21 protein-coding genes are annotated in these 25513 nt (G+C 47.5%); 3 read left to right on the forward strand and 18 right to left on the reverse strand.

Annotation, left to right across the window (positions count from 1 at the left end; genetic code table 11):
- Nucleotides 1–280: 280 nt before the first annotated feature.
- The 10 genes from ACN5NT_RS08430 to ACN5NT_RS08475 all read right to left on the reverse strand — a co-directional run bounded on the left by ACN5NT_RS08430 (nucleotide 281) and on the right by ACN5NT_RS08475 (nucleotide 10224).
- The gene (locus ACN5NT_RS08430) at nucleotides 281–1030 is read right to left on the reverse strand and encodes a LutC/YkgG family protein (protein ID WP_419175129.1); all 750 of its coding nucleotides are present in this window, start codon (nucleotides 1028–1030) and stop codon (nucleotides 281–283) included.
- Nucleotides 1027–2472: a LutB/LldF family L-lactate oxidation iron-sulfur protein gene (locus ACN5NT_RS08435; protein WP_419175130.1), complete on the reverse strand. Its 1446-nt coding sequence runs from the start codon at nucleotides 2470–2472 to the stop codon at nucleotides 1027–1029. The genes ACN5NT_RS08430 and ACN5NT_RS08435 overlap by 4 nt, the downstream gene beginning before the upstream one ends.
- On the reverse strand, nucleotides 2469–3275 hold the full coding sequence (locus ACN5NT_RS08440; protein ID WP_419175131.1) for a (Fe-S)-binding protein: 807 nt from the start codon (nucleotides 3273–3275) through the stop codon (nucleotides 2469–2471). The genes ACN5NT_RS08435 and ACN5NT_RS08440 overlap by 4 nt, the downstream gene beginning before the upstream one ends.
- A gap of 250 nt (nucleotides 3276–3525) precedes the next feature.
- A complete protein-coding gene (locus ACN5NT_RS08445) occupies nucleotides 3526–4533 on the reverse strand; it encodes an asparaginase (protein WP_419175132.1) in 1008 nt (335 codons plus the stop codon).
- A gap of 423 nt (nucleotides 4534–4956) precedes the next feature.
- Nucleotides 4957–7062, reverse strand: coding sequence for a 5-histidylcysteine sulfoxide synthase (gene ovoA / locus ACN5NT_RS08450; RefSeq protein ID WP_419175133.1), 2106 nt, complete (start codon nucleotides 7060–7062; stop codon nucleotides 4957–4959).
- Between the two features lie 180 nt (nucleotides 7063–7242).
- The gene (locus tag ACN5NT_RS08455; RefSeq protein WP_419175134.1) at nucleotides 7243–8460 is read right to left on the reverse strand and encodes a PQQ-dependent sugar dehydrogenase; all 1218 of its coding nucleotides are present in this window, start codon (nucleotides 8458–8460) and stop codon (nucleotides 7243–7245) included.
- A gap of 22 nt (nucleotides 8461–8482) precedes the next feature.
- Entirely contained in the window at nucleotides 8483–8929 is a 447-nt protein-coding gene (locus ACN5NT_RS08460) for a superoxide dismutase [Ni] (RefSeq protein ID WP_136795965.1), read from the reverse strand.
- A gap of 102 nt (nucleotides 8930–9031) precedes the next feature.
- Entirely contained in the window at nucleotides 9032–9532 is a 501-nt protein-coding gene (locus ACN5NT_RS08465; RefSeq protein ID WP_419175135.1) for a signal peptidase II, read from the reverse strand.
- Between the two features lie 50 nt (nucleotides 9533–9582).
- Nucleotides 9583–9753 (reverse strand): hypothetical protein, encoded by a 171-nt coding sequence (locus ACN5NT_RS08470; RefSeq protein WP_153305537.1) that lies wholly within the window; start codon nucleotides 9751–9753, stop codon nucleotides 9583–9585.
- Between the two features lie 78 nt (nucleotides 9754–9831).
- Entirely contained in the window at nucleotides 9832–10224 is a 393-nt protein-coding gene (locus tag ACN5NT_RS08475; RefSeq protein WP_136795963.1) for a YkgJ family cysteine cluster protein, read from the reverse strand.
- A 214-nt stretch (nucleotides 10225–10438) separates the two neighbouring features.
- Between ACN5NT_RS08475 and ACN5NT_RS08480 the strand changes: the two genes are divergently transcribed.
- Nucleotides 10439–11275: an alpha/beta hydrolase gene (locus ACN5NT_RS08480; RefSeq protein ID WP_419175136.1), complete on the forward strand. Its 837-nt coding sequence runs from the start codon at nucleotides 10439–10441 to the stop codon at nucleotides 11273–11275.
- A 25-nt stretch (nucleotides 11276–11300) separates the two neighbouring features.
- Here the strand turns inward: ACN5NT_RS08480 and hgcB are convergent, their stop codons facing one another.
- Complete coding sequence (hgcB, locus tag ACN5NT_RS08485) at nucleotides 11301–11594, reverse strand: mercury methylation ferredoxin HgcB (protein WP_136795961.1); 294 nt, start codon at nucleotides 11592–11594, stop codon at nucleotides 11301–11303.
- Between the two features lie 28 nt (nucleotides 11595–11622).
- A complete protein-coding gene (hgcA, locus tag ACN5NT_RS08490; protein ID WP_419175137.1) occupies nucleotides 11623–12795 on the reverse strand; it encodes a mercury methylation corrinoid protein HgcA in 1173 nt (390 codons plus the stop codon).
- Nucleotides 12796–13170: 375 nt separating this feature from the next.
- Here hgcA and ACN5NT_RS08495 point away from each other — a divergent pair, with 375 nt between their 5' ends.
- Nucleotides 13171–14868 carry a bifunctional sulfate adenylyltransferase/adenylylsulfate kinase gene (locus ACN5NT_RS08495; RefSeq protein ID WP_419175138.1) on the forward strand — a complete coding sequence of 566 codons (1698 nt, stop codon included), beginning with the start codon at nucleotides 13171–13173 and terminating at the stop codon, nucleotides 14866–14868.
- A gap of 20 nt (nucleotides 14869–14888) precedes the next feature.
- On the opposite strand, the gene ACN5NT_RS08500 is transcribed toward ACN5NT_RS08495, so the two are convergent.
- Nucleotides 14889–16202, reverse strand: a complete 1314-nt coding sequence (locus tag ACN5NT_RS08500) for a hypothetical protein (protein ID WP_419175139.1) — start codon at nucleotides 16200–16202, stop codon at nucleotides 14889–14891.
- Nucleotides 16203–16528: 326 nt separating this feature from the next.
- Here ACN5NT_RS08500 and ACN5NT_RS08505 point away from each other — a divergent pair, with 326 nt between their 5' ends.
- On the forward strand, nucleotides 16529–17596 hold the full coding sequence (locus ACN5NT_RS08505) for an iron-containing alcohol dehydrogenase family protein (protein WP_136795957.1): 1068 nt from the start codon (nucleotides 16529–16531) through the stop codon (nucleotides 17594–17596).
- 162 nt (nucleotides 17597–17758) lie between these two features.
- On the opposite strand, the gene ACN5NT_RS08510 is transcribed toward ACN5NT_RS08505, so the two are convergent.
- The 5 genes from ACN5NT_RS08510 to ACN5NT_RS08530 form a co-directional block, all read right to left on the reverse strand.
- Nucleotides 17759–18124 carry a response regulator gene (locus tag ACN5NT_RS08510; RefSeq protein WP_136795956.1) on the reverse strand — a complete coding sequence of 122 codons (366 nt, stop codon included), beginning with the start codon at nucleotides 18122–18124 and terminating at the stop codon, nucleotides 17759–17761.
- A 188-nt stretch (nucleotides 18125–18312) separates the two neighbouring features.
- Nucleotides 18313–18801 (reverse strand): hypothetical protein, encoded by a 489-nt coding sequence (locus ACN5NT_RS08515; protein WP_419175140.1) that lies wholly within the window; start codon nucleotides 18799–18801, stop codon nucleotides 18313–18315.
- 32 nt (nucleotides 18802–18833) lie between these two features.
- Nucleotides 18834–22889, reverse strand: coding sequence for an Hpt domain-containing protein (locus ACN5NT_RS08520; protein ID WP_419175141.1), 4056 nt, complete (start codon nucleotides 22887–22889; stop codon nucleotides 18834–18836).
- Between the two features lie 86 nt (nucleotides 22890–22975).
- Nucleotides 22976–23530 (reverse strand): chemotaxis protein CheW, encoded by a 555-nt coding sequence (locus ACN5NT_RS08525; protein ID WP_136795953.1) that lies wholly within the window; start codon nucleotides 23528–23530, stop codon nucleotides 22976–22978.
- A 39-nt stretch (nucleotides 23531–23569) separates the two neighbouring features.
- Nucleotides 23570–25417, reverse strand: a complete 1848-nt coding sequence (locus tag ACN5NT_RS08530; protein ID WP_419175142.1) for a response regulator — start codon at nucleotides 25415–25417, stop codon at nucleotides 23570–23572.
- Between the last annotated feature and the right edge of the window lie 96 nt (nucleotides 25418–25513).

Here is a 25513-nt window from a genome sequence, read left to right on the forward strand (position 1 = left end):
TTGTTCGGGCGGTATCAGGTCTATAACTTTTTGCTGCAAGCCAATATTGGGCTATTGGGGAGTCAAAATAGTTGCAAATAGAGTATCACATGGGCTGCGGCCGGGGACATTGGAGGTCTACGCGTATCTCCTTCAATGGCCCCCGGGAGAGCATTGTCTGAAAACCGGGAAATCAATTTTCGTACTCTAATCCGACAACAACCCCTGCGTTATCTGTCTTGTCCCAATGCTCATGAGAAATTCAGATGAGTGACTTCTTTTTTCTGCAGCACGGCGGAATTCACTTCTTGGTATCTTCCAAAATACAAATATGCATTTCTTTTGGACCGTGTGCGCCATAAACCATATGTGCCTCGATATCGGCAGTTTTTGAAGGCCCTGAAATAAAGCACCATGAATTGAGCGCGGAATCGCGACGCATCATGGCGTATGCCTCGCTGAGGTTTGCTAGTATACGGCTTCTTCGGACAAAACCGATATGGATGGATGGTACCAGAGATGTAGACTGGGGCATACCAGGTCTGGTGCATTGCACCAGGGTGGCGCTGTCGGCAATTCCCCAGTCGGCAACGGTAATACCGATAAAGGAGGCTATGGTTTTGTCTCGCAGCTCAGAATCTTCACGGTAGGTGGTATGTACAGTGATAGGGTCTTCAGAGAACCTCTCCCACAACTTGAGGCCACTGATATCCTTATGCGCATGTTGAATAATATGGCGGTTATTACTGAATTCCGGCACACGGTTTCTGGCGATATTAACGATAATGTCAGCAGCTTCATCAAGATTTTTAATGCAATAGACGCTGAGACTCTGAGGGTCTGCGTTATCCATGAAAGCACTGGCAAGGCCCTGCTGGTCGAGATCGGTGCGGTTCTCGACTGTGTCCACAAGCTGCCTGTCATCGGTGTAGGCGAATATTTCGGGATAGGCCCGTTTGTCACGGGGCATGTCAGAGTCGGGAGCCACGGCTTGTCTGACGGTTGACAGAAAGCGTAGTTCGTTATCCGATTGACTGTGATAATTGCTCATGTCTGACTCCCGCTTCGTGATTTCTTATGTGTTTTTTTCCAGCGCTCTGAAAATGTCTCTGCTGCAATAGGGGGCAGATCTCTGCCTCTGGTCCACTTGCCGCCAAGAAACGGCATTGAGGAAACCATGCCATTACTGCCTGTCTTCCGCTTGGTGTACCATCTGGCAATTTTCAGTGAGATATTATAAAGCGTTCTGTTTTTTATGGTTGTTTTCCAAAGCCGGAAGCCAATCCTCTCCATGCGGCTTTTCGGGGTTACCTGCCACTTTTCATCTCCGTAGGCAAGTTTGTATCGCAAGGTGCTGAGCATTTTGGGCAGATCATTTTCCACCGGGCAAACGTCTTTGCAGGCCCCACAGAGGGTCTCACCTTTGCAGAGGTCTGCATGCTTGTTTATTCCATGCAAAAGAGGGGTAACCACCGCACCGATCGGTCCACAATAGGCAGAGCTGTAAGCGTGGCCACCTATTTTGCCATACACCGGGCAAATGTTCAGGCAGGCACCACAGCGGATACAGGCAAGCACTTCGCGAAACTCAGGGTCGGCAAGTATCTTTGAGCGGCCATTGTCAATGATTACCAGATGAAAGTGTTCAGGACCGTCCGGATTATCGTCATCTGAAACACCGCCGGTGAAACTGACATAGGTTGAAATTTTCTGAAGCGCCGCCCCTCTGGTAAGAAGCTGCAGGAGATCCTGATGTTCCTGAAGGTTCGCAGCAACCCTCTCCATTCCCATGAAGGCCACATGTACCCGGGGCATGGTGGTGGCCATACGAATATTGCCCTCATTTGATACCAGAGAGACATGGCCTGTTTCAGCACAAGCTATATTGCAGCCGGTAAGGCCCATATCGGCGGTGAGCAACTTTTCCCGCAGGGCGGTGCGCGCTGCCTGGGTAAGCTCCGGTGGATTTTCTGTATAATCAATACCGAGTTTGTCGGTAAACAGTTCTCCTATCTGTTTGCGGTCCATGTGAATACAGGGCGCAATGATGTGAGAAGGGGTATCTTCAGCGAGTTGGACAATGTATTCACCAAGATCAGTTTCGACTACCTCGATACCTGCCTTTTCAAGGGCCGGATCAATGCCCACTTCAACAGTGGTCATGGATTTACCTTTTACGATCCTTTTCACCTTGTTTTCTCTGGCTACTTCCAGAGTGTATCGAACGGCATCTTCTGCCGTGGCGGCGAAGTAAACGTTGCCCCCTCGTTTTCTGATATTTTCGGAGAGTTCGGTAAGGACGATATCAAGGTGTTCCAGGGTCTGCATGCGTCTTGATTTGGCGCGCTTGCGCTGATCTGCATCTACCATGTTGTCCCAGTATTCCATAGCACCTTTACCGAATCTGCCCTGAATCATCTTGAGACCGCTTTGCAGGGTTTCATTGGCAATACCAGCTTCGGCTTTGCGGGAGTATGATTGAGACTTTTTCATTTGTCTTCTCCCAGGTGATGGCCTTGACCTTGTGCTAAAATTTCCGCGATATGCATAACCTTGATGTCTTCTCCACGCCTGCTCAATCTACCTTGAATATTCATCAGGCAACTGATATCGCAGCCTGTTACGATATCAGCACCGCTGGCAAGGATGTTATCGATTTTCTCATCTACAATGGCCGTGGAAATTTCGGGGTAATTGACGGAGAAAGTGCCGCCAAATCCGCAGCAATTATCACTGTCCTTCATTTCGACGAACTCAAGGCCAACGACACTGTTGAGCAATTTTCTGGGTTGCTGGTTTATTTTGAGACCGCGACTCAGGTGGCAGGAGTCGTGGTAGGTAACTTTGTGGGGGAAATAGGCACCAAGGGTGGAAACTGCAAGTTCATCGATGAGGTATTGGCTGAACTCAAATGTCTTAGCACCAACAGCTTTTGCTTTTGCAAGCATTACAGGATTGTCTTTAAACAACTCGGGGTAATGGTGCCTGACCATATGTACACAAGACCCTGAAGGGCAGACAATAACTTCAGCAGATTCGAATAGTTCTATAAAACGCTCTGCTGCTGCGGCCGCTTCTTTGCGATACCCTGCGTTGAAAGCTGGCTGGCCACAGCAAGTCTGCTTTTCAGGGAAATCAACAGGAATCCTGAGTGTGTCAAATATGGAAACCATGGCATCTCCAACATCGGGATACATCGAGTCCACAAGGCATTGGACAAATAACGAGACTACGGGCTTATCAGACATTTTAAGGGGTGCGGAAAAGGTGAATCTTAACCGGAGTGCTTTGGGCATTCCGGATCGGATTAGTGTCCCGATTTTCACATGAGATATTCGGGTTGAGACCCTGACGGGTAATTGCATTATTCTTTGGCAGGATCTTTGACTCTATTCCTTACGTTATCAGGGCAGGGTTTAGAATGTATCTCCTTTCAGATTCCATAATAGGAGGAAAACGTCAACACATTCCGTCGATTGGCTCATCCTGAATACGGAAGATGGTTTATGCAGATATACATCATCAGTTTCATATCCTCGGAGAGAATCAACTCAGATTGAGAGAAAAGACCGGAGAAATGTGACCAACAATGGTTTTAATATCATTAACGTTATCTACTCTGCGGTATGATCCCAGACGGAGCAGTTCTTCACCTGAAAGAAGATCAAGCTGTTCGAGAACGGCAACCGCAATGGGGGGCAACATCGCCATATTGCCGCTCTCAACCTTTATGGCGATACCTAGGTTTTTATCTTTGACACCGACACAGTACACTCCTTCCGCGCCGATTTTCCCGACCAGTTTGCCATTGGTTTTACGGATGAGTTCGGTACAGAAACCGCCTGTTCCTGCGACCATTTCAGGTTGTTCATTCATGGCGCTGAAGATGCTGTCTGCCGCATTTTTGTATGGCAAAGGTAGCGAACTGCTGTTGGCAAGCCGGGCAAACCCGGTTGCCATATTGCTCAGTGGCAGGGCGTGGACCGGAGCACTGCAGCCATCAATACCTATAGCTATATCAGATGGATCTGTGTCGCACATCTCAGCTATGACCTGAAGGATTTCTTTCTGGACGGGATGATCGGCTGAAAGGTAGTTCTCCAGAGGATAATTCTGCAGCACACAGGTGGCGAGCATGCCGGCATGCTTACCTGAACAGTCACTGAATAGCGAGGTGAGTCTGACATTTTCTCTTGCAAGCTGTAACGCATATTGTGGATTGAGGGAGGTGACAACGCCGCCCAGAACATGTTGTTCGGTAAGACCGGCTTTGGCAAGAATTGATGTCACAGCCTTTAGATGGAATGGTTCGGCATAGTGTGAGGAGCAGATTACAGCAACTTCTGCAGGGCTGAGCTTATATTTCTCATGGGCACCCGAGAGAAAAACATTCATGGCCTGCAGAGGTTTGGCGGCTGAACGAAAATAGGTGCTTTTCTGAGGATTACCGACCGAGGCCAGCAGTGTACCGGAACTATCGGTAACCGCTATATCACCACGATGAATACACTCTACGATATCGCCGCGTTGTACTTCAACAAGCTGCTCTGACATTGGTCTCTCCTGAGAAATTAAGGTGGATGATGTTAATGAAGAACCGGAATCTGATTACCATAAAAGCTCAGCTTGAGGGAGTGAGGCGTTGCGAGCAGGGTGATAGTGGTAAACAGTATAAAGCCCCAAAAAACTTCTCTACAAATTGATGCATAATGATTCCAGGGTAAAGTCACGTGCTGATCGGACACACCTCGCGTCTATCTTCTCTTCTTTTCAAATTGAAGATCAGGGAGAGTCAAAAAACGGAATGAGGATGTTCCATCGCTGAGACGGCTGGGAGGATGTTAGCGGAAAGTCTGAACAAGGTAAAGAAGATATGAATACATTTCAGACGGAAAAAAGCCGGAGGCAATAACCCCTCCGGCTTAAATTATATGAACTCACAGATCGAGCAGTTGCTTACCTGTAAAGCTGCTCCCTTCAGTTTTTCTCCCAAACAGTCAGCTGACAAATGGTATGCTGGAATTTTCGTCTCGTTTCTCTGATCACCATCTCCACATCCCGTGCTGAGTCGATCATCTTGAAATGAGGAGCAAGTATATCGCCAAGGGCCTCAACGGTTGAGTATGGCTCTCCGTCCTTGCGATAACCGCCAACCCACTGATCCTTTTTGGTGAACTGTTTAAGCCAGGTGTATGGCGAGGTAATAATAAGCAGTCCCCCTGTTTCGAGTCGTTGATGGATGGTGGTGAGAAAACGTTTCGGGTTTACCATCCGGTCGATGAGGTTGCCGGCAAAGATAAGGTTGTAACCTGTAAATTCCGGCTTGAGATTGGCGGCATCTGCCTGGTGAAACTCGACCTTATGACGTGTTTCGTCCAGATTGAATTCGCTGAGATGGTGCTCGTGAAAAGAGACGATTTCACCTTCTTCGCAGAGTTCGTATCGGGCATATCCTTTCTCCTGCAGTTGAGAGGCAATACGAATAAAGCGGGCAGAAAAGTCGAGGCCCTGTACCTTATCAAATGATCTGGCAAGTTCAAAGGTCGCTCTGCCGACGGAGCATCCGAGTTCAAGCGCTTTTTTCATCGAGCGCCCCTGCATATATTCAAGACAGATCCTGGCGCACTGTATCGGAAAAGGTTCTACACCAAAGTAGGAGGAACCGAAATGAAGTTCGCAGTACTGGGATACAGCCTGGTCGCTCTCATACGTTGCCTCTGGTTCAGGCAGGGGCTGATCGGTTTCCACATAACGGAGGCCTGCATGCTGGAAGAAATGACGTCGAAAGGCATATCGGCTGTCGCGGGTGGCTGAATTACCGGTGGAGATCCAGGAACCGCCCTTGATCAGGTTATGCTGGGTATCGAAGGTCGGGGTTGAAAAATCATCGTAATATGGGTGAACTTCGAAACCTTCGAAGCCGGATATCGGTGTTTCAGTCCACTGCCAGACGTTGCCAATAATGTCATAAAAGTCACCAAATCTGAAATGGTCGACCGGGCAAGACGAGGCGAAGTGTTCCAGATTGATGTTGCCGGGGGCCTCTTTCCAGTAAGGTTGATCTGCAATTGCATGAATATCGCGCAGGCGATACCATTCATCCTCTGATGGCAGCCTGATGGTAGTGCCGGTCTGCCTGCTCTTCCAGTTACAGAAGGCTTTGGCCTCCAGGTAATTTACCTCAACCGGCCAGCTCCATGGCATTTCTATGATCTGAGTCATGGTACGAAAAAGAAACTCTTCACCCCGCGGAACCCAGAACAGCGGATGGCTGGCCTGGGAAAAATGCAACCAGCGTCTGCCTTCCTCGGTCCAGTATTCATCTTTGGTGTAGCCTTCCTGATCGACAAAATCCTTGTATTCAAGGTTTGAGACGAGAAAACGCGATGCCATAAAATCACGAACTTCTGCCTCGTGGCGGCCAAACTCGTTGTCCCAGCCATACAAAGGGTGATTCTTGTCTTTTCCAAGGCGCACCTTGCCTCCCGGAACATGAAGCAACCTATTATCCGGAGCAGGACCAGACTGATGACAGATCTCCCAGAGCGGAAGTTGCTGAACCTCCTCAATCGGCATGCGGCGAATGATGACTGATGAGGTCTCGAGGTGAATTCGTTGATGTTCAATTCCCATCATCACAGCCCAGAATGGGGTATCCCAGGTGATCGGCAGGGAAAGCGGCAGTTCCTGAATCAGCAGGTCGACTTCATCTCTCACCTTTGCCCGGTACGCCTTCACTTCATCGACTGTAGGCCAGTCGTAGTGAGAATCGTCCAGGTCATCCCAACTCATTTCATCAACGCCGATAGCGAACATTGACTCAAAGCGAGGGTTGATACGATGGTCTATGAGTTTGGCTATAAGCAGTTTATTGATGTAAAAAACGGCAGTATGTCCAAGGTAAAAGATCAGTGGGTGCCGTAACGGTTCCGCCCTGAGGTAAAATGCTTCGTCTCTGGCAAGACTGTCATAGAGCTTTTCATCGATAGTGTAGGTCGCGTGAAAGTAGTCACGAATCTCCTCTCGTTTGACTTCTGTTGTACCCTCATTAAGTATTGTGGTTCTGGTGTTGCGAATATCCATGACGCCTCCCTGGAGATTAAGATGCTTCGGATAGCGTTGAGATCTCTACAGTGCTTTTGCCAGGTTTTTTCATAATAAATGCGTGTTAGCGTAAAATTATACGATAATCTTACGCCCAATTGTAGAGGGCGGGGCGGGGCAATGTCAAACCAGAGAAGAAAATGAAGAGTAACGAGATAATTATGGGCTAATCCGAAAGATTTTACCACTATCCGTTGAGAAATAGATGAGTCCGGCTGGAGATTCTGCAACGTCACGAATCCTTTCGTGTAGTGATTCAAATAATCGCTCTTCCAAGACTGCCTCGCCTTGCGCATTCATTGTAACCCGATTGAGGTGACGAAGTTTTAAAGCACCAGCAAAGAGATTGCCTCGCCATTTTGGGAAGGCCTTGCCGGAGTAGATAATCAGACTGCCTGGAGCAATGGAGGGGATGTATACCTTGACAGGAGGCTCCATTCCCTGCTTTTCCCTGGCCTCACCTACAGGGATTGGCGCGTAATACTCCTGCCCATGAGAAACTATGGGCCAGCCATAGTTTTTTCCAGCTTCAATCAGGTTGATCTCATCTCCTCCCCTGGGGCCATGTTCGATGAGCCAGAGACGACTGGTTTCAGCATCGAAAGCGATGCCCTGCGGGTTCCGATGACCATAACTGTATATTTCGGGAAGAGCCTCCGGAGTATCAATAAACGGGTTACTGTCCGGTATACTGCCGTCTAATTTAAGGCGAAGTACAGAGCCGGCATGATTAGAGAGATTCTGGGCATTGGGCCTTTCGCCCCGGTCACCCACAGTGAAGAAAAGATGGCCGGACTGATCAAAAGCAATTCTGCTGCCGTAGTGGCGACTGGTACTGGTACCTGAATTGGTGACGAGTATGTCCTGCCACAGGATAAGAGAATTGTCTTGAAAACGGGCTTTGGCAAGGACGGTTACCCCGTTACGTTCTACGCGCTTGCTGTACGTAAAAAAAATCTCTTTTGTGTCCTGAAAGTCAGGCGAGACTGCTAAATCCAGCAATCCTCCCTGGCCTGATGCAAAAACATCCGGTGCTTGCGAAATTTTTGTAATCTCCCGGGACTGTAAGTCAAGCAGTGAAACCGAGCCTGATTTTTCTGTGAAAATCATTAGATTTTCCGAAATGAAATCAATACCCCAGATAATATCGAGTCTGTCAGCAACCTGCTCGAGCCGGAACCTTTCTTCAGCAAAACCCGGCTGTGTTGTAAACAGGATCGCGATGATGATAATTGCCGTGGTTCCTGCAAAGGCAATTGCCATTTCACGTAATCGTGATCTGAGATACATCGCCCTGGTTGCAATATCTTGTCGTGACAGAAGACAATACACTTGTTGATGCTGCAGTTCGCTGTCCCGGGGGGTGTGCTTCAACATCACATCACTTGTGGATGAGGTTTTAATGAGGTTTGAAATAGAGTGTATCAAACCGTGAAAGAAGCTCTCTCAGTTCAGTAGTGTACTTAGTATCAGTGGTTTGTTTGCTTTTCATGGCTGCAATCAGCATTTGGTGAAGAATACTTAATTGCTCGGCATAATTTTCTGTGCCGACTTTAAGCCTTTGGGTCATAAAGTACTGAGTTACGATATGTTGAAGCTGATTAGCGTGTTCTTCTTTATTCATCACCCAGCGAACTAGCTGGTTGTGATCCTGTTTCTCCGCCATTTTGATTTCTTCGATTTTGGCCATAGACTTTTCGATGGTGGTTATATGTTCACCTATCAGGGTAATGCGTACTTCATCATCATAGATGCCGCATGGTATTTCACAGTGAGAGAAAGAGGTTGAAGCGGTAGCGAATAGGAAGAGAGAAATGACAGCCAACTGAAGAAATAGTCTTTTCATGACGAACTCCTTTGAAATTGGGTATCTGTGAGATTCTGATGCTTACAAAATATGTCAGGAACCGATCTGGGCAAGAGCAAAAAGGGTGGGCCCGGAAAAATCTTATGGGTGAGCGGGTGGCAGGAGGCGAGCGAGTGAATATCCGAGATAGAAACCACCGCCTAGAATATAGATATCAGCCAGATTGAAAATACCGGTGCTGAACGGACCGAGCGTTATGGCAATGAAGTCAATTACACCACCATTGTTGATCAGGCGGTCGATCAGATTGCTTGTGCCACCCGCGAGTATGAGTGATGCTACGGTGATTTGGGCGATTGAGAGCCTCTGCTGGTAGCGGAGGACAATGACGGTGAAGGCAAGTAGCAGCAGTCCTACACCAACCGTGAGAACAATCCCCCGCAAGGGCTCAGGAACCGCCAGAAGAAAACCCAGAAAACCTGCAGAATTCTCTACATAGTCAAAACGGATAACTCCACCTGGAGCGGTAAATGGTGGAAGTCCCGGGAGGGTGTTCCGGGCGTATCCTTTACTGACCTGATCTACTACTACCGCCAGAACAAAAGGTAAAATTCCGCCACTCAGCAAAACAGCCTTGCGCATTGGTATTTGAGTCACCTCTGGAGGTGGAAGCCTGGATCTTCTGAAAGTGTTTATTTGTCGCTTTTCTCTATTTCCCGGACAGTGACATTGTTGCCGGTGCGGGGAGTAATACAACGACTCCTGTAGAGCGTATCAATTTGCGCGAGCTTAGCATCAAGCTGGTCTAATTCCTCTGCGGATACTTCCAGGTCTTCTTGGGGTTCTGTTGTTTGCTTGGTCATCGTATACCTCAACGTTATTGCATTGCAAAATTGCGTTCAGTTTTTTGTGAACGAACAGGGTACGCAGTTCCGGTAAAGTTAGCAATCAGTTTTTCTGGCGAAGGCACAGAATCCGGAGCGGGGGCCTATCTGGGGGTGGTTTCTGCATGTGTCCGGCCGCTGTTCGTAAATGCTGCAGCGTCGGGTCTTTTTATCGAGGTAGAGGCAATCACCGTTTGCCATTCGACTGAGCGTGTATAACTCCTTTTTGGGATAGAAATGCTCGACGATACCTTGTTTTTTAAGACGCTTGGCTATATTTTTTGGGTTTTCTCCAAGCTCAAATTCGTCCATGACTTCCATGCGAATGAGGTCTTTGGCCTTGACCTCAACGGGCAGCTTGCAACAACTCGCGTTACAGTCATAACAAAGTTTGGGTGTATACTTTATCCAGGTTTTTGGTTCGTCGAGTAATGTGGGCTGTGTTGCCATTCTTTTCCTCCTCTTAGGGCAGATATTGGTCTGGGGAAAAAAGATAGCGAACGTAGCACAGTCTCGATGAAATTGCCAGCTACTGTTGGCGATCATGGAGTTTCATGGGGGCGGCAATACGCCTGTCACCTGATACCTCACTCCTGTCCGTTTTTTTAAGTTTCACGGGAAATCAGAATCATTCATCCGTTTGTGCCGATCAGCTATGTTCAAAATGGATCAGTCTCATTTGTGGGTACGTTCGTTATCGTCAGTCCGGCAGGTCGATTCCGGGTACTGGTTTAGTGTAGAAAAAGATCAGTGTCGGGGAGGGGTGCTGCTGGCTCATGGTCTTAATATGAATCCCATAAGCTGGCGGGAGATGATCGTCTTTCTCAACAGATTGGGATTAGCAGTTTACCGGCTTGAGCTGAAGGGCCATCGAGGGTTAAACTTTGAGGACATGATGGATGTGAGTGCCCGGGAGTGGCTCGAACAGTTCAATTCCGCAGTTGAATTCATGGCGGAACAAATTCCCGGGCTACCCGTCTATCTGGTTGGCTATTCTCTGGGGGGACTTCTGGGGATGGTGGCGCAACTTCAGAAAAGCGAACCCTGTTTTGAGCGACAGGTGTTGCTGGCTCCGGCATTGGCCTTGAAATTATATACCCGCCTGGCACTTCCAATGACCAGGGTGGTGTCTTTTTTGGCTTCACGTTCTCCGAAGGAATATGTGGCAAATACAAGAGGGACCACCGGTGCTGCATACCAGGCACTTTTTGACTTGGAGAGGGAGTTTCGCTCTGCAGAGGAGAGACAGTTCTCGGTGGTGAATTATCCAACCCTGATTATCATGCGGCCCAATGATGAACTGATCAGCTATCGGTGCACGAAGAAACTGATAGAACGAAGGGAGCTGAATAGGTGGAAATTGGCTGAACTCCCAAAGAAAAAAACGACTCACCGGGATCTTTACTTTCGTCATCTGATAATTGACGAAAAGTCAGTCGGTGAGCGATCATGGCAGAAACTGACCAAGCTGCTGGAGGAGTTTCTAATCAGGGGAGAGTAAAAAGAAGATATTTCTGTTTTAACACCTAGCAGCATCCCCCTCCAAGGGTTTTCCCTGTATATTTTGCAATCCAGCTCTTGATGATAAGGGTTGCGCAGCCGCATTTGTCATCGGGATTGACATGGATGGCATTCACTGGGCAATTCAGGGCACAGGCACCACATTCCATGCAGGCCCCGAAATCAACAATTTCTGCTTTTTTACCTTTCAGGGTAAATATCCGATGGGGACATGTTGTGACACACATGCCGCAACCAATACATGTATCAACATCGAGTGTGAGTTCAGCTACATTTTCGAGGTAACGGAATTCTTTCATGATTGTAAATCCTGTTGTCGAGGTTCAACTAACCCCTGATAAACGGGGAGACCAGCCAGAGAACCAAGGCAATTGTTGCCAAAGCTATCTGCAGCGGTAACCCCCGACGCATTTCAAATTCTACACCGGAAAGAGACGTGTAGGGGGTTGACCCGGTAAAGTTCATGGCGAGAAAAGAGCCAGTGGCAAGCATCCAGGATGCGAGGGCTAAGGTATCATGACTTCCTGCAATTGGAATAGACCACATTGAGAACAGCAATGCAGAAATGAGTGACGTGAAAGCACCTTTTAACCAGAATTGCCTGAAAGGAAGGGCCCTGAGTAAGAGAGGCGTTACGACAGCCCCCGCAAAAATTCCCATAAGAGTAGCCAAAAGAAAAGGAATGATACGACTAATAGCTTGGTTTGTTGAAAAAAATTCCGGGCCAATACCGGATATCGGCAACATCACCAGAAGCATCAATACCAGAGGTTTAATACTCAGGAAAACTTCAACTGGAACAAGTTCTGCCCGTTCTTTCAGGGTGAAAGTCACAGATCGCATCCTGTCATCTGCCTGCAGTTGATTTGCTATGAACTCTGGAAGATCAGATAAGCGAACAGGACCAAACACGCCGCGAAACCCGCATCCACTTTTCAGTTTCAGGCAGTCTACACCGGTCGCAGAGAGTTGGGGAAGTATGAGAGTGCGATGGTTGACAACTTTGGCAAGGTCGGAATGCTTTACCTGATATGCTATTTCGGCAGTACTGAAGGTCCCCTTGCCGGCAGCACACCAGACATTTATGCCCCGGGTATCGATAACCAACAACCAGACGTCGATAACCTTCAGATTTCTGCGGGCAATATCAAAGGTGAGCTTATAGTTGGCGGTAACAACCACCGGTGAATCAGCGGAAGGTGAGCCTACTGCGTACAACCCCGGTGTCACCTTGTAATTGTTTCTGAGAATGCCTGTTCGCACTCCTATGGTGCCGAGATGATCCCGGCCCGAGAGTTCACTTTTTAACTGCGGGACACTACCTCTAGCTGTCTGGATAAACCCCTGTACGAAAGGGTCGATGGTATACCCTGCTTTTTCATGTTCCCCTGCCCGGGGATCAGTTTCCGGGCCTCAGCAGGGACCCGAGTCGATTTCGGGAGGTGGCTGGATAGGAATGTCCTGAATGGGGGTTATGAACTGCTGTGGTTCGCTTCGCACTGGTCTATTCTCCGGTTGCGGCTAAAAAAGTGATCTTTGTTATTTCTGAAAATATAGTTCCTGAAAGTAAAAAGCATCAATCTTTCTGTCAAGTTTGTTGAAATCAGGTGCTCCTTATATAATCAAAAGGCAAATTTTATGATAGTGACTGTTGGTCCGTAATTCAGATTGAAGATATTGGGTGCCAACAGATAATCGACAATAATTGCAATTAATTCCATTGCTGGTATAAAGATACTCAACCACTGAAACAGCACCGTGTGTAAGCTGCCTAAGTGAGTAAAGGCGGTGTGTCCTGTATCTAAATTATAAATCCGGCGTAGGAAATGCCATCCGTGTTACGCCTTTTCAATACAACCATATAAAGGAATTGTCGTGAGAGAATTCTACTCTGAAAGTCTGATTGTTCATTTCAGGCGAGTTGAAACGTTGCGTCATGAGGCGCTGAGTTGCACAGCCATAGATCTTAACGGCAGACAGCTTTGTGATCTCGAATTATTACTCAACAGGGGATTTTATCCTCTGACCGGCTATATGGACAAGGACGTATATGAGTCTGTTGTGGATACCATGCGCCTGCCGGATGGGACGGTATGGCCCATGCCTATCTGCCTTGACGTAAATGAGCAGACAGCAGAGAGGTTGACAATCGGAGACAGGGTAGCGCTGAATGATCAGGAAGGGTTCCTGCTGGCGATTCTGACTGTTACCGATCTCTGGAAAGCAGATAAGAAGAAAGAAGCAAAGGCGGTGTACGGGACCGATGACCCTGCAATTCACCCCGGTGTCATGCAGCTGTACGATAGGGTCGGTGAATATTATGTCGGGGGGGATCTGGAGGGCGTGAGTTTACCGATTCACTATGACTTTCAACAGTTGCGGTTGGCTCCGTCAGAGACTGTGCGTCGCTTTACCATGAATGGCTGGCGCCGGGTGCTTGGCTTTCACGCTGATGAATATCTGCATTGCGCTCACCGGGAAATGGTGATGGAGGCCGCCCGTGAGGCAGGTACTGCGATTTTTCTTCAGCCGGTAGCAGATCTGAGTCATCCTGGTAACCTTGATTATTACACCCAGATCCGTTGTTACGAGGCCTTCACTAAACAGTTCCCGTCTCACATGATCCAGCTCGGCCTGACTCCTTTTGCGACCAGAAAGGCGGGTCCCCGGGAGGCGCTCTGGCAGGCGATCATGAGAAAGAATTTTGGCTGCAGTCACTTCATGGTGGCGGAAGATCATGCAGATCCATTCAAAGGTCTGGGCAGGGGTGAGCGTTTCTACACTTCTGGTGAGGCCCAGAAACTGGTTGCGGAATTTGCGGCCGAGACCGGAATTGAAATGGTCCCCAAAAGGGAGATGGGCTATCATCAGGAGGAGAAAAAGTATGTTCTCCTCGATGAGGTTGATGAGGAAGAGGTCGCAACTATAACCTCCAGGGAGTTACGACTCCGCCTGGAGCAGGGGGAAAGTATCCCTGAGTGGTTTTCCTATCCGGAGATCGTCGATGAGTTGCGTCGATCTTTTCCACCAAAATCGAAGCAGGGCTTCACCATATTCATGAGTGGATTTTCCGGTTCGGGTAAATCGACCATCGCCAAGGTCTTGCTGGTGAAGTTTATGGAGATGTGTGACCGGCCGGTGACTTTGCTTGATGGCGACATCGTGAGGACAAATCTTTCATCAGAGCTGAATTTTTCCAAGGAACATAGAAATCTCAACATCACTAGAATCGGTTTCGTAGCCAGTGAGATTACCAAGAATGGAGGGGTTGCTCTCTGTGCCCCCATCGCCCCCTACGAGGAGTCACGGCAGGCTAACCGTGAATTGATTTCGCAGTACGGCGGCTACATTGAGGTGTATGTCTCCACTCCGCTCGAGGTTTGTGAGAGCAGAGACCGTAAAGGGCTGTACGCCAAGGCACGTGCAGGCAAGGTCAAGGGCGTGACGGGTATTACCGATCCGTATATACCGCCTTCAAATCCGGAGTTGACCATCGACACCTCCACTGTCACGCCGATGGAGGCAGTGCAGGAGATATTGCTCTATCTGCAGAAGCAGGGCTATATAGCGTAATAGATCCGTTTTAAAGGCTTTCAGATCTGTTCGATCTGCTTGCGAAACAGTTTCAGCATATCGTTACGTATTGCCTGGTGGTTCAGATAGAATATGTCGTCCGGAAAAAGCAGTTCGGCAACACCGGAGTCGAAAATGCGCCGGACTTCATACTCGTCGTGAGCCACATCCCGCTGATACATGTAGTTCAGCCAGGTACGATTGGTATGGATGATGAATTCCACGCGCATACCACCCAGTTTGGCAAAAAATTTGAGCATCGGGGTTTTGCTTGACGAACCAGTGTTGGTGGCGGCATATTTTTCCGCGCCACTCAAGGTATCTGAAATATCTTCGAGTACCATGAAGGAATCAGCCCGTGAAGCGCTTCGGGTGAGATGGTTTTGAAATATTTTAACATCAGCCATTGAGTTCAGTACGGCCATGAGACCCAACTCATCGTCCACTGCAGCAGCTGGGTTTTTCTCATTTTTCCGTAACAGCTTCAGTACTTTTGCTTCAGGAGGTTTTTTTCGGATTGAGACATAAATGGGGTATTCCCTGCCATCAACTTCAAAGCTTCTTCTCTTCAAGAGTGTCAGTTTCATCCCATCTTCGAATTGTACGTCGGCAGCTTCTTTACGTTCAATGACTTCAACTTCTGTGCAGCGGAAATCTTTCTTATCGTGATGGGAGAGGAGATAAACCGGATCGTGTTCACCGATTTTGAGTTTTGGACTCCAGACGTAATCGTTCAAAAAAGAGAGAAATGAAGAGAATTTATCCTCTATCCCTGTTTCGTTTTCGCGCTGATGAATGGATGCTGCCAGGTTCATCAGTTGCAACTTACGCCGGGCTTCGAATCGCGCTTTTTTGTGATATCGATCATTAAAAATAATCAACAGCAATTCGATTGGGTCATTAATAACCTCTATCTCGTTGGTTGTTTCGATATGGGAGGCGTACGGCTTGAAGACTTTGTTTCTCAGGCTGTTTATCACAGCGTCCGCTGTACGTGAATATTCGTTAACACGGGACTCTATCTCGTTGTTGGTTCCCTGCATGCCGAACATATTTCCTAATCGTCCGTATGCCCTTTGACTGAGTTCGACTCGAAGTTCTTTATTGTTAAATATCCCTTCAATTTCCTTGAAGCTGGAAATTTCGAGAAACTCAAATATCTGACTACGCAAGGCACGGTATTTGGTCACGTTATTACGGTTTGAGGAAAGTTGTTTTACCCAAGCCCGAGTGCGTTTTGAAAATGGTTTCATGAGGTTGACGGTTTCTTCCACTGCAAGTGGGCCGTGCTGGCGCAGGGAAGTGAATACACTGTGTTCGTTGATAACTGACATATGAGCGTTCTGGTGTTATTATAGAAGGAAATTCCTGGTATGTGATGTATTTGTCACACCGGTTGGTAGGTTTTGCTTTTTGGTTAACTGCTCGTCCTACCTGCATTAAGATGAATTCTTTGTTGAATTTTGCCAATATATTTGTTACCTGAGCACTGGTCAGGGTTTCTTCATGACCCGGATAATAGATCAGGCTGCCTGGCAATTATTAGAGATTGCGGGGTGTTTTGGCAATGACTGTCTGTAAAAATAGATCGCCTTAAACGAGGCCGGCACAGCTATTGTAGCAGCCTGGTTTTACAATTCATAGATGAAATGGGAAAAAAATGTACAGAAACTTCAGTATAGTACCTAAAATAATGTTTGGTCGAGGATCATTCAACCAGCTTGGTGATGTTCTCAAGGAAAAGCGTGTAAACCCTGATTCCTATGTGGTGTTTGTTATTGACGATGTGTTCAAGGATGCACCTCTTGAAGCTCGCTTGCCCATGGAGGGGAATGACCTGTTGTTGCGAGTGAACGTAGACGACGAACCAAAGACCAGCTACATTGATGCACTTGTTGCAAAAGTCAAAGAGTACAGTGAAGTGAAGCCTGATGGCATAATCGGTATTGGCGGCGGCAGCGCAATGGATATCGCCAAAGCGGTCTCTCTTATGCTCAACAACCCAGGTTCAGCCGCTGACTATCAGGGCTGGGATCTGATTCAGAATCCTGCTGTATATCACGTGGCAATTCCCACCCTAGCAGGAACCGGTGCGGAAATATCCAGAACCACAATTTTGACCGGCCCGGATAAAAAGCTGGGAATCAATTCTGATTACACACTGTTTGACCAGATAATTCTCGATCCCGAATTGCTCGCTGGTGTACCTAAAGATCAGTGGTTCTACACAGGCATGGATTGTTATATCCATGATGTTGAATCCCTGGAGGGAACTTTTTTAAATGAGTTCAGCAAATCATATGGCGAGAAATCAATTGATCTCTGTCGGCAGGTATTTCTGGAAGACCATGCCGACAAAGACGACAAATTGATGATGGCCTCCTACTTCGGGGGAATGAGTATCGCGTACTCCCAGGTAGGTGCCTGTCACGCCTTGTCATATGGTCTTTCTTACGTGCTCGGCATCCATCACGGCATCGGCTGTTGTATCACCTTTGATTACCTGGATGAAATTTATCCAAAGGGGGTAGAGGAGTTCCGCAGGATGATGGCGAAACATTCCATCACTTTGCCAAGAAATCTTACCGCCAACATGGATGATGCATCGCTGGACAAAATGGTAAGAACCGCCCTGGGCCTTGTACCCCTGTGGGAGAATTGTCTCGGGCCAGATTGGCAGAATATCATGACACCTGAGCGAACTCTGGAACTCTATAAAAAGATGTAATCACCTACCGGCATTGCTGAGGCTGATTCATATCTCAATAAAAAAGCCCTGTGAATTTCTCACAGGGCTTTTTTATTCAAACATTCCATCAGCTTTTTCAAAGAGAGTTGATTGCAGAGAAAAAGCTGATGGGTTTTTGCATTGAAAATTGGTAGCTTAAACTTAGATGTGCTGCTCAATAGCGGTTAGCAGTGATACTTCTTCGTAGGGCTTGAAGACATATTCATCTGCACCTTGTTTCATTCCCCAGAATTTATCACTTGGCTGTGACTTGCTGGTTACCATTATGACTTTGATGTCCTTGGTAGCCTCATTGTTTTTGAGCTGCCTGCAGATTTCAAAACCGTTCTGTTTCGGGAGAATAACGTCCAGAAGGATAAGATCTGGTTTGTTTTCACTCGCGATTTCTATAGCTTTTTCGCCTTCATCGGTGCTGAGAACCTTGTAGCCGTTTGCGGTACAGAGGTTTTCTGCGATATGAAGGTCGGTAGGGCTGTCTTCAACAATCAGGATAACTTTGTCGCTCATTATTCGTGTTCCACTCTAAATCTAGGTGAATGGGAAATATTCCCACATTTCCGGTCTTTTCAAGACACGCTTTATTTACTCTATAACAGAAGCTGTGCTACAATGTGCAAGCTAATTTATGTATATTTATCAAATCTTTCCACTACAATCTACATTCTTTGGCAATCTTCATTATGCTCATTGGTGTATCAGTCCTGACTGACCAGCAGGCGATCATGAATTTTGGCAATATCCGGAATCAGAACCAGTTGGTTATCCGGCAGGGCGAATGCGCCGAGCAGATCCTGGCTGTTTTTGGGTAAGCCGGTGTCTGTTGCTTGTGACGCGTTGAAGTTCAACTTTCGGACTCGCAGTGGATTGGCGGTGCGAAGAATGACTCGCCGAGCTTTTCCATCAATACCTGGTGCTCGCGTCACCACGAATTTATATGGTTGTGATGAAGCTAACATCCCAAGGTGGAAATACTTTTCAAGACTTATAACCAGTAGGGCATCGTCCTGATATTGCGCTCTTTGCAAATCCGGATATTTGTCGTCAGCCGGGAGTAGAGCTATATCGTGGAGTATATATTCGATCTGACCCCGGCTGATTAACCAGTTGATGTCCCAACCTTCGATGGAGGGGACATTTGCCTTAATCAAGCCAATCTCTGGTTCTTTCTGCTGTGCTGTTATCATGGGTGCTCAACTGATTCAATTGTTAAACGTTTTCAGGCCCGGCTTGAGTCCATACTGCTGACGAGCTGGATGAAGTCTTCTTCCTGGAATGGTTTCACCATATAATGGTTTACTCCGAGTTCCTTTGCTTTGTTCTGATGTTTTTCCGATGCCCTTGAGGTCAACATAACAACAGGGATGGCCTTATATCGCTCATCATTGCGGATAATTGCCATAAACTCAAAGCCATTCATTCGTGGCATTTCAATATCAAGAACGATTACGTCGGGAATAAGATTCTCCAGGGTTTCCAGGGCGTCAATACCGTCAACGGCCTGGAATGAGGACCACGATTGGCCTTTCACAAGGCGGGTAATGGTATAGCGGACACTGATCGAGTCATCAACAACAAGTACCTTGAGCGGTTCTCTGTTATCGATAATATCGTTTTTCTCAGGGCTTGACTGTGGCTGAAAATCCACCTTAACGGCAAGCTCGTGGAGATTAAGGATCGGGATGATAGTACCTTCACCTGTAAGTGTCACGCCATTGATGCCGGGGACATAACGTAAATGGGAACCAAGATCCTTAATGACGATCTCGCGTTGCTCTTCTATAGCCTCGATCTGTACCGCACTGAATTGGTATTGCGACGTTTCAACGATCAAGGTCAGAATATTCTCATTAACAAGTTGCGTGGATGGAAGCCGAAGGCTATTGCTGAGATTAATAAGAGGAATTACCTGATCGTTCCACTGAACTTTATCGCCTTCGATAATTTCAGCTGCGGCAAATTTTCGTACTTCGACGATATCATGAATAGGAACGGCGAACTTTCGCTGGCTCAGTTCGAATATAATAGCCCTGTTAACAGAGAGGGTTATGGGAATTCTGAGTTCGAAAGTAACTCCTTTACCGGGCGAGTTGTGTATCTGCACTGAACCGCGCAGGTCCTGAAGATTCTTCAGGACGACATCAAGACCAACACCGCGGCCGGAGGTTTCGCTGACATCATCACGGGTGGTGACACTGGGCTTGAACAGGTATGGCAGCAGTTCTGTTTCGCTAAGCCTGTCGTCGGCGCTGATTAACTGTTCTTCAATGAGCTTATCACGAAGACGTCCAGTGTTTATACCCTGGCCGTCATCACTGATTTTAAGTACGACGAAGCGACCACGCTGGCTGGCATGAAAGGTAATCTGACCGGAAGGTGACTTACCCTGTTGTGTCCTGATGTCAGAACTTTCTATGCCGTGGTCAATGCAGTTACGGAGAATATGAGAGAATGGATCGATAGTACGTGACCAGATAAAGCGATCCATGTAGACATCGTCACCGGTGATAGCGAGTCGGACATTTTTGCCAAGTCTGGCAGCAGTTTGCCGGACAGTTCTATGCAGCATTCTGGAAATCGATGACAGGGGAGTCATCCTGATTCGCATCAGTTTTTCCTGCATTACACTCATGGCCAGCTGTTGCTTTGCTACCTGACCCTGCAGGTTGGCGCCAAGCGCAGTCATTTCGGTGTAGATCGCATTAATATCAATGGAAATCTCATTCAAAGAACGGATGATGAGGTTCAGTTGTGAATAACGATCGAGTTCAATAGGATCAAATTCGGAGAGCTCTGTACTGCCTCCGGAAAAGTCTGTTTCCTGCGGGGTGGCGCCGGAACCGAAACCATAAAGGGATTGAGCTTCGAATCCCACTTCAAGTTCCTGGGATTTTCTGCGAAGGGTATCTTTTACTGTGTTAAGTTCGCTGAGCGATTGAGAGTATTTATCCAGAAGTTTCTCAACAGTTCCTCGTGTTACAACCAACTCGCCTTCTACATTGACCAACTCGTCAAGATCGGCAAGCTTAACCCGTATGTTACCACTGTCGCCTGGTATGGCTGTAGTCCCTGTTTGTTCAACGACAGCATCTTGAATGATTGCAGATTGGACGACAGGTTCCGGTTGTACTTCTTCTTTGCTCTCAGCTTCGACCGCGACTTCTGTCATTGATCTTTTGTGGAGGTGGCCGCGTACGCCATTGATCAGTTCATCGATATCTGTGGTGGTAGAGGCTTTTTCAAACAAAGAGATTGACTCTATGACATCAATTGCTTCTGAGACAATGACGAGATCCAGCGGGTCAATATGCGGCGCACTGTCATGCAGCCAGTCGAGAAGGTCCTCAAGACAATGGGAGCATGAAGCGAGTTGGTCGAAACCGGTCATTGCCGCAGCACCTTTCAAGGTGTGAACTGCCCGTCGAACCGAACCTAAAGACTCACGAATGGTAGCTGTAACAGGAGTCGTTTCAATAATCGAAGCAGCGAGCGAGTTCAATGCGGCAGCAATGGTTTGCAGATGTTCGTCGCACTCGCTTTGAAATATTGCCAGTAACTCGGGGTCAAGTTGCTGAGTAAAAGATGATGTGTCATCTGTTTCATTCTTGTTTGCGAAAAACCCGTCCTGGTCTATCGCTGCAGCGAAAGGTTCATCTTCAGCTGATGAGATATCAAGCAGTATGTCACTTTCATTGATCTCCAATAGAAATTCTGCGTCCGCTGGTTGTTCAAGTGTCCAGCTACCCTGTGAAACGACCGGCACATCAGTACGGGCCATAATCGCTTCGATCTTCGCATTTATAGCAGAAAGGTCAGGAATGTTCGTAGTGCCATCTGTTTTGGTCAAAATCGTGATAGCATCAGAGCCTTCAACTATGAGTGTTATATCGGCTGGTGAAATTGTTCCTGAGTCATCACGCAACCACTCAAGATAACATTCGAGGCTGGCAGCACATTTTGAGATGGAGTCAAAACCTGTCATTGCTGCGGCACCCTTCAGGGTATGCGCAGCTCTACTCAACAGGGCGAGTTGTTCGCGTATTGGCTCTGAAACAGGTAGAACATCATCAATGATTGTGTTGAGTTGATTCAGTATCTCCTCAAACACCTGGAGATGCTCATCACATTCAGACTTGAAAATCTCGAGCAGTTCATCCTCGATGGAAGAGGGCGAGGTTGTTTCTTCAGTGATCGTCGATTCAGGTATCTCGTTCGACACCTGCGGGATAGCGCCAGAATTGAAATCTGAAGAGGTTGGGTTCGAGGCTAAAGTATCACCGGGAGCTTCAAGTGGTACAGACCTGTCATGGTTTTCGCTGATAACATCCGTAACATCCTCCGGTAACTGAAAATCCGCAGATGGTTCAGCTGCAACAGAGCGCTGAACAAGCAGATTGCAAAGGGACTCGAGATGTGCCTGAACCTTTCTAGCAGCCTCTTCACCATCTCCCGGGGGCATGGAGAATACGAGATCAAGATATGAAAGGAACTCCTGAAGTAACTCCGGAGTTGAGTTGCTGTTGAGTTCCGGCGATTTTTCAAGCTTTATCAAGATCATCAGGAATTGTGACAACAATGAATGATGACCTTTCAAGCCGGCAGATGCGGTAAGACCTGTGAGGGTTTTTACAGCCCTGATCATTGGTGGAAGGGAAACAGTATGAAATGGTGTGCTTTCAGGTGAATATTCGGCAAGTTCTTTCAGAAGAGGGACAACAGAGCGAAGTGAGAGCAGGCAATCAAGATGACCTTTGGATTCGGTTGTAAGAAAATGAGGGGCACTCATGTCTGGGGCAAATGCTGGTGCCGATGCTGTTCGGGAATCAAGGTCCTGCATCAGATTCAGCATATTGGTTGAAAGGGAAATAGGATTCTCCGGCCCGATTTTGTGCATAAGCGTCTTGAAAAAGGAAAGTGTATTTGAAAAAAGGGATTCCTCGGCCGCTTCGGATTTTTCAGGGAGCTCACAAAATTCACCAATATTCTGGTTTACCAGTGAAAGAAAATCCAACTGGTGGCCGATTGGAGTACGATTGTCGGCGATGAGTTCTCCGAGCAACATCTCACAGATGCCGGCAGAACTGCTCAAACCTTTGTGGGAGACCTGAGATGCAGCCCCTTTAATATTGTGAAAATAACGATAGACTTCACCAAGTGCCATTTTATCATCGGCCGTGAGGCGTAAGGTCGAAATAGCAAGGTCGATCTTGGGTATATAGCCGCCGACTTCCCTAAAGAATATGTTCGCCAGTTTTGGTTGTGATAGGTGTCGCATCTACATCTCCTTAACGACATGAAAATCCGGGAAGCAGGGTATGCTCTGCAAACCGCCTGGGTACTGCTGTTGTTGAAATTTCATCATCAGGACAATTGGTAATCGTGCAGATTTTCAAGTGCCAGAAATGAATCCGGGGACAAAATCTGATATGTACTGTTTTCCACCTGGAGTCCCTTGTTGAAAACCTCAGGATAGGTCTGGGTTATTTGTGACTCACTGCTGATTACACAATCTGATTCAGGTCGGGAAATGGTTGCTATGACTTGATCGATACTGATCCCGACTTTATGCTTTTCATTAAAAAGAACACCAAGCTTGGCACCAAGCGGGGCAGGTTCTCTTTCCGGAATGAGCAATTTGTTCAGATCTATTACCGAAACGATTTCACCGCGACGATTGGCGATGCCATAGATCCAGTTTTGAAGGCTCGGGAGCGGTAATACCACGGGCATATGACTTATTTCAGAAAGTCCATCGATGGGGATAGCGAGTTTTTCAATACCGATTTGTACCAGGACGTATCTGCGCATCTTTTCCTGCTCTCCAAACATGAGATTGGAAGCGGGGCTGGCATCAAAATCCTGCACCTGGGCAAGTTGCTCGTCGATTGAACTGATGATTTGATTAAGTGATTTCATATCAGGCTAATAGTATTGGCTCTGGGTAGCTCGGTTCATTTACAGATATCCCCTGATTACAGATAAAAGCTTCTGGGGGTTGAAAGGCTTGGTCAGATATTCGTTGGAGCCTGCGAGCATCCCTTTCATGCGATCAGACGGGGCCGTTTTACCGGTCAACATAACGACTGGCAGGTCCTTGATATGGGGCATTTCTTTAAGTTGCGGTAAAATATTATAGCCAGTCGTATCGGGCAGCATGACATCCAGGAGGATAAGATCCGGTTGAATATTCGGAGCAAGCTCAAGTGCCTCCTGGCCAGTTGTCGCCTCGTGGATGTGGTAACCATTTCTGCCGAGTATCATCGAGATAACCTTACGTGAGGTTTGACTGTCCTCGATAACAAAAATGGATTTCTGGCTATTTTTTACGGATGCCGGCGAAATGACAGGGGTTCCCCTTTTCTGGCTTTCACCCGTTTGCTGTTTTGAAATTCCAGTAGCCGGTGCCGTGGGCTGATCTGCTTTCAAAGTGTTGGTAGTGAGTGAGGGGAGTGGGGCCTTGTTCGGGTCCCTCGTCTTTTTGATATATTGCTGAACAAGCTCCGTAAGCTTTTTGGGGTCAAACGGTTTAGTGACATACTCACTTGCTCCGGATTGAATACCGAGCAGGCGGTCAGTGGAATCCTGCCTGCCCGTGAGCATGATAACCGGAATATTTTTCATGCCTTTGAGTTGTCTGAGCTTTGGTAATAACTCGTGACCGTTGATATCTGGCAGCATGAGGTCCAGAAGTATAAGGTCAATAGAGGCAGACTGTGCCTTAGCCATGGCCTCTGCACCATTTTCGGCCTCAACTATCCTATAGCCAAGACGTTCAAAGAGCATTGATAGAACTTTGCGCGAAGTCTTGCTATCTTCGACCATCATCACTGTGGCCTGGCTGCTCTGATGACGGGGGGCCTTCCTGGCTTCGGGTTCGGGGTTTCTGTCGTTGGCTTTAGCCAGAGTCAGGAGGAGAGAAAGGCTCTTACGGTAGAGTGTGGATTGGGGTGAGAGCCTGACTGCGTCCCTCATCAATGGGAGTGCTTTTTCGTACTGCTTGAGGTTGAAAGAGCCAAGTGAGAGCGTATAAGCGATACGCGCATTTTCAGGATCTTTCTCCAGGGCACGGTGGTAATAGACAAGAGACTGCTGTATTTCTTCCTGCTTGATATCGGATGCCAGCGGTTGTCCTGTAACTATAAGAGATGCTTTACAGTGACCACAGGTCGTGCCCTCATCCAGAAGCGACCAGCAGAATACGCAACGTTTAACACTTTCCGGAATATCTTCCAGCTGAGGCCTCATCTTCCGAGATTCCCGCCAGACATCTCTATCGTCGTTCCCCCATCGGTAGGCCTCATCAAGTGCCTTTATGATGTAATCATCCCTGGTGAGAAGGCGTGATTGCCAGAGCCATGCGGGGTAGTAAAACCTATTTTGGCGCAGAATACGTAACAGAAGCTCCGCAGCTTGTTTGTTTTTGAACTGGAAGAAAAGGAGCAGAGCATCTTCGAGGTATTTCTCCTCGTCGACGGGTATCTGCTTTTGCGATTGAGTTTGCAAACTGGACGTGTAATGGAGAATCTGCTCCAGCGAAAGAGAGATGTTCTTTGGTACTGGTGCTGATTGCTCGTCGATAGCAATAGTGGTGTTTTCGAGACTTACCAGGGTAAGCACAGCACCGTTTCCGTTGAGTTTTCCCGTTGTGGCAGAAAGGAGTTGACCGCTACGTATCTGAACAATTCCCTGCCTGTTCCCGCTGTTGATGTGCAGATCAAGGCTGCTTCCCTTTCTGCGGGCAGACTGGATGTGATCGAGAATAGTATTGTTCAGATCTGTTGAACTGTGAACTATTTTTGACATATGAATCGGAGCACCTTGAATCTAAATTATTTTCATATGCTATTTAACCGTTGCCTGTGCAATTGTTCAGTGTTTAACAGGTGAGCGGAAGTCACA

The organism is Desulfosediminicola sp. (genome assembly GCF_048381775.1).
Classification (GTDB): Bacteria; Desulfobacterota; Desulfobulbia; order Desulfobulbales; family Desulfocapsaceae; genus Desulfopila; species Desulfopila ganghwensis.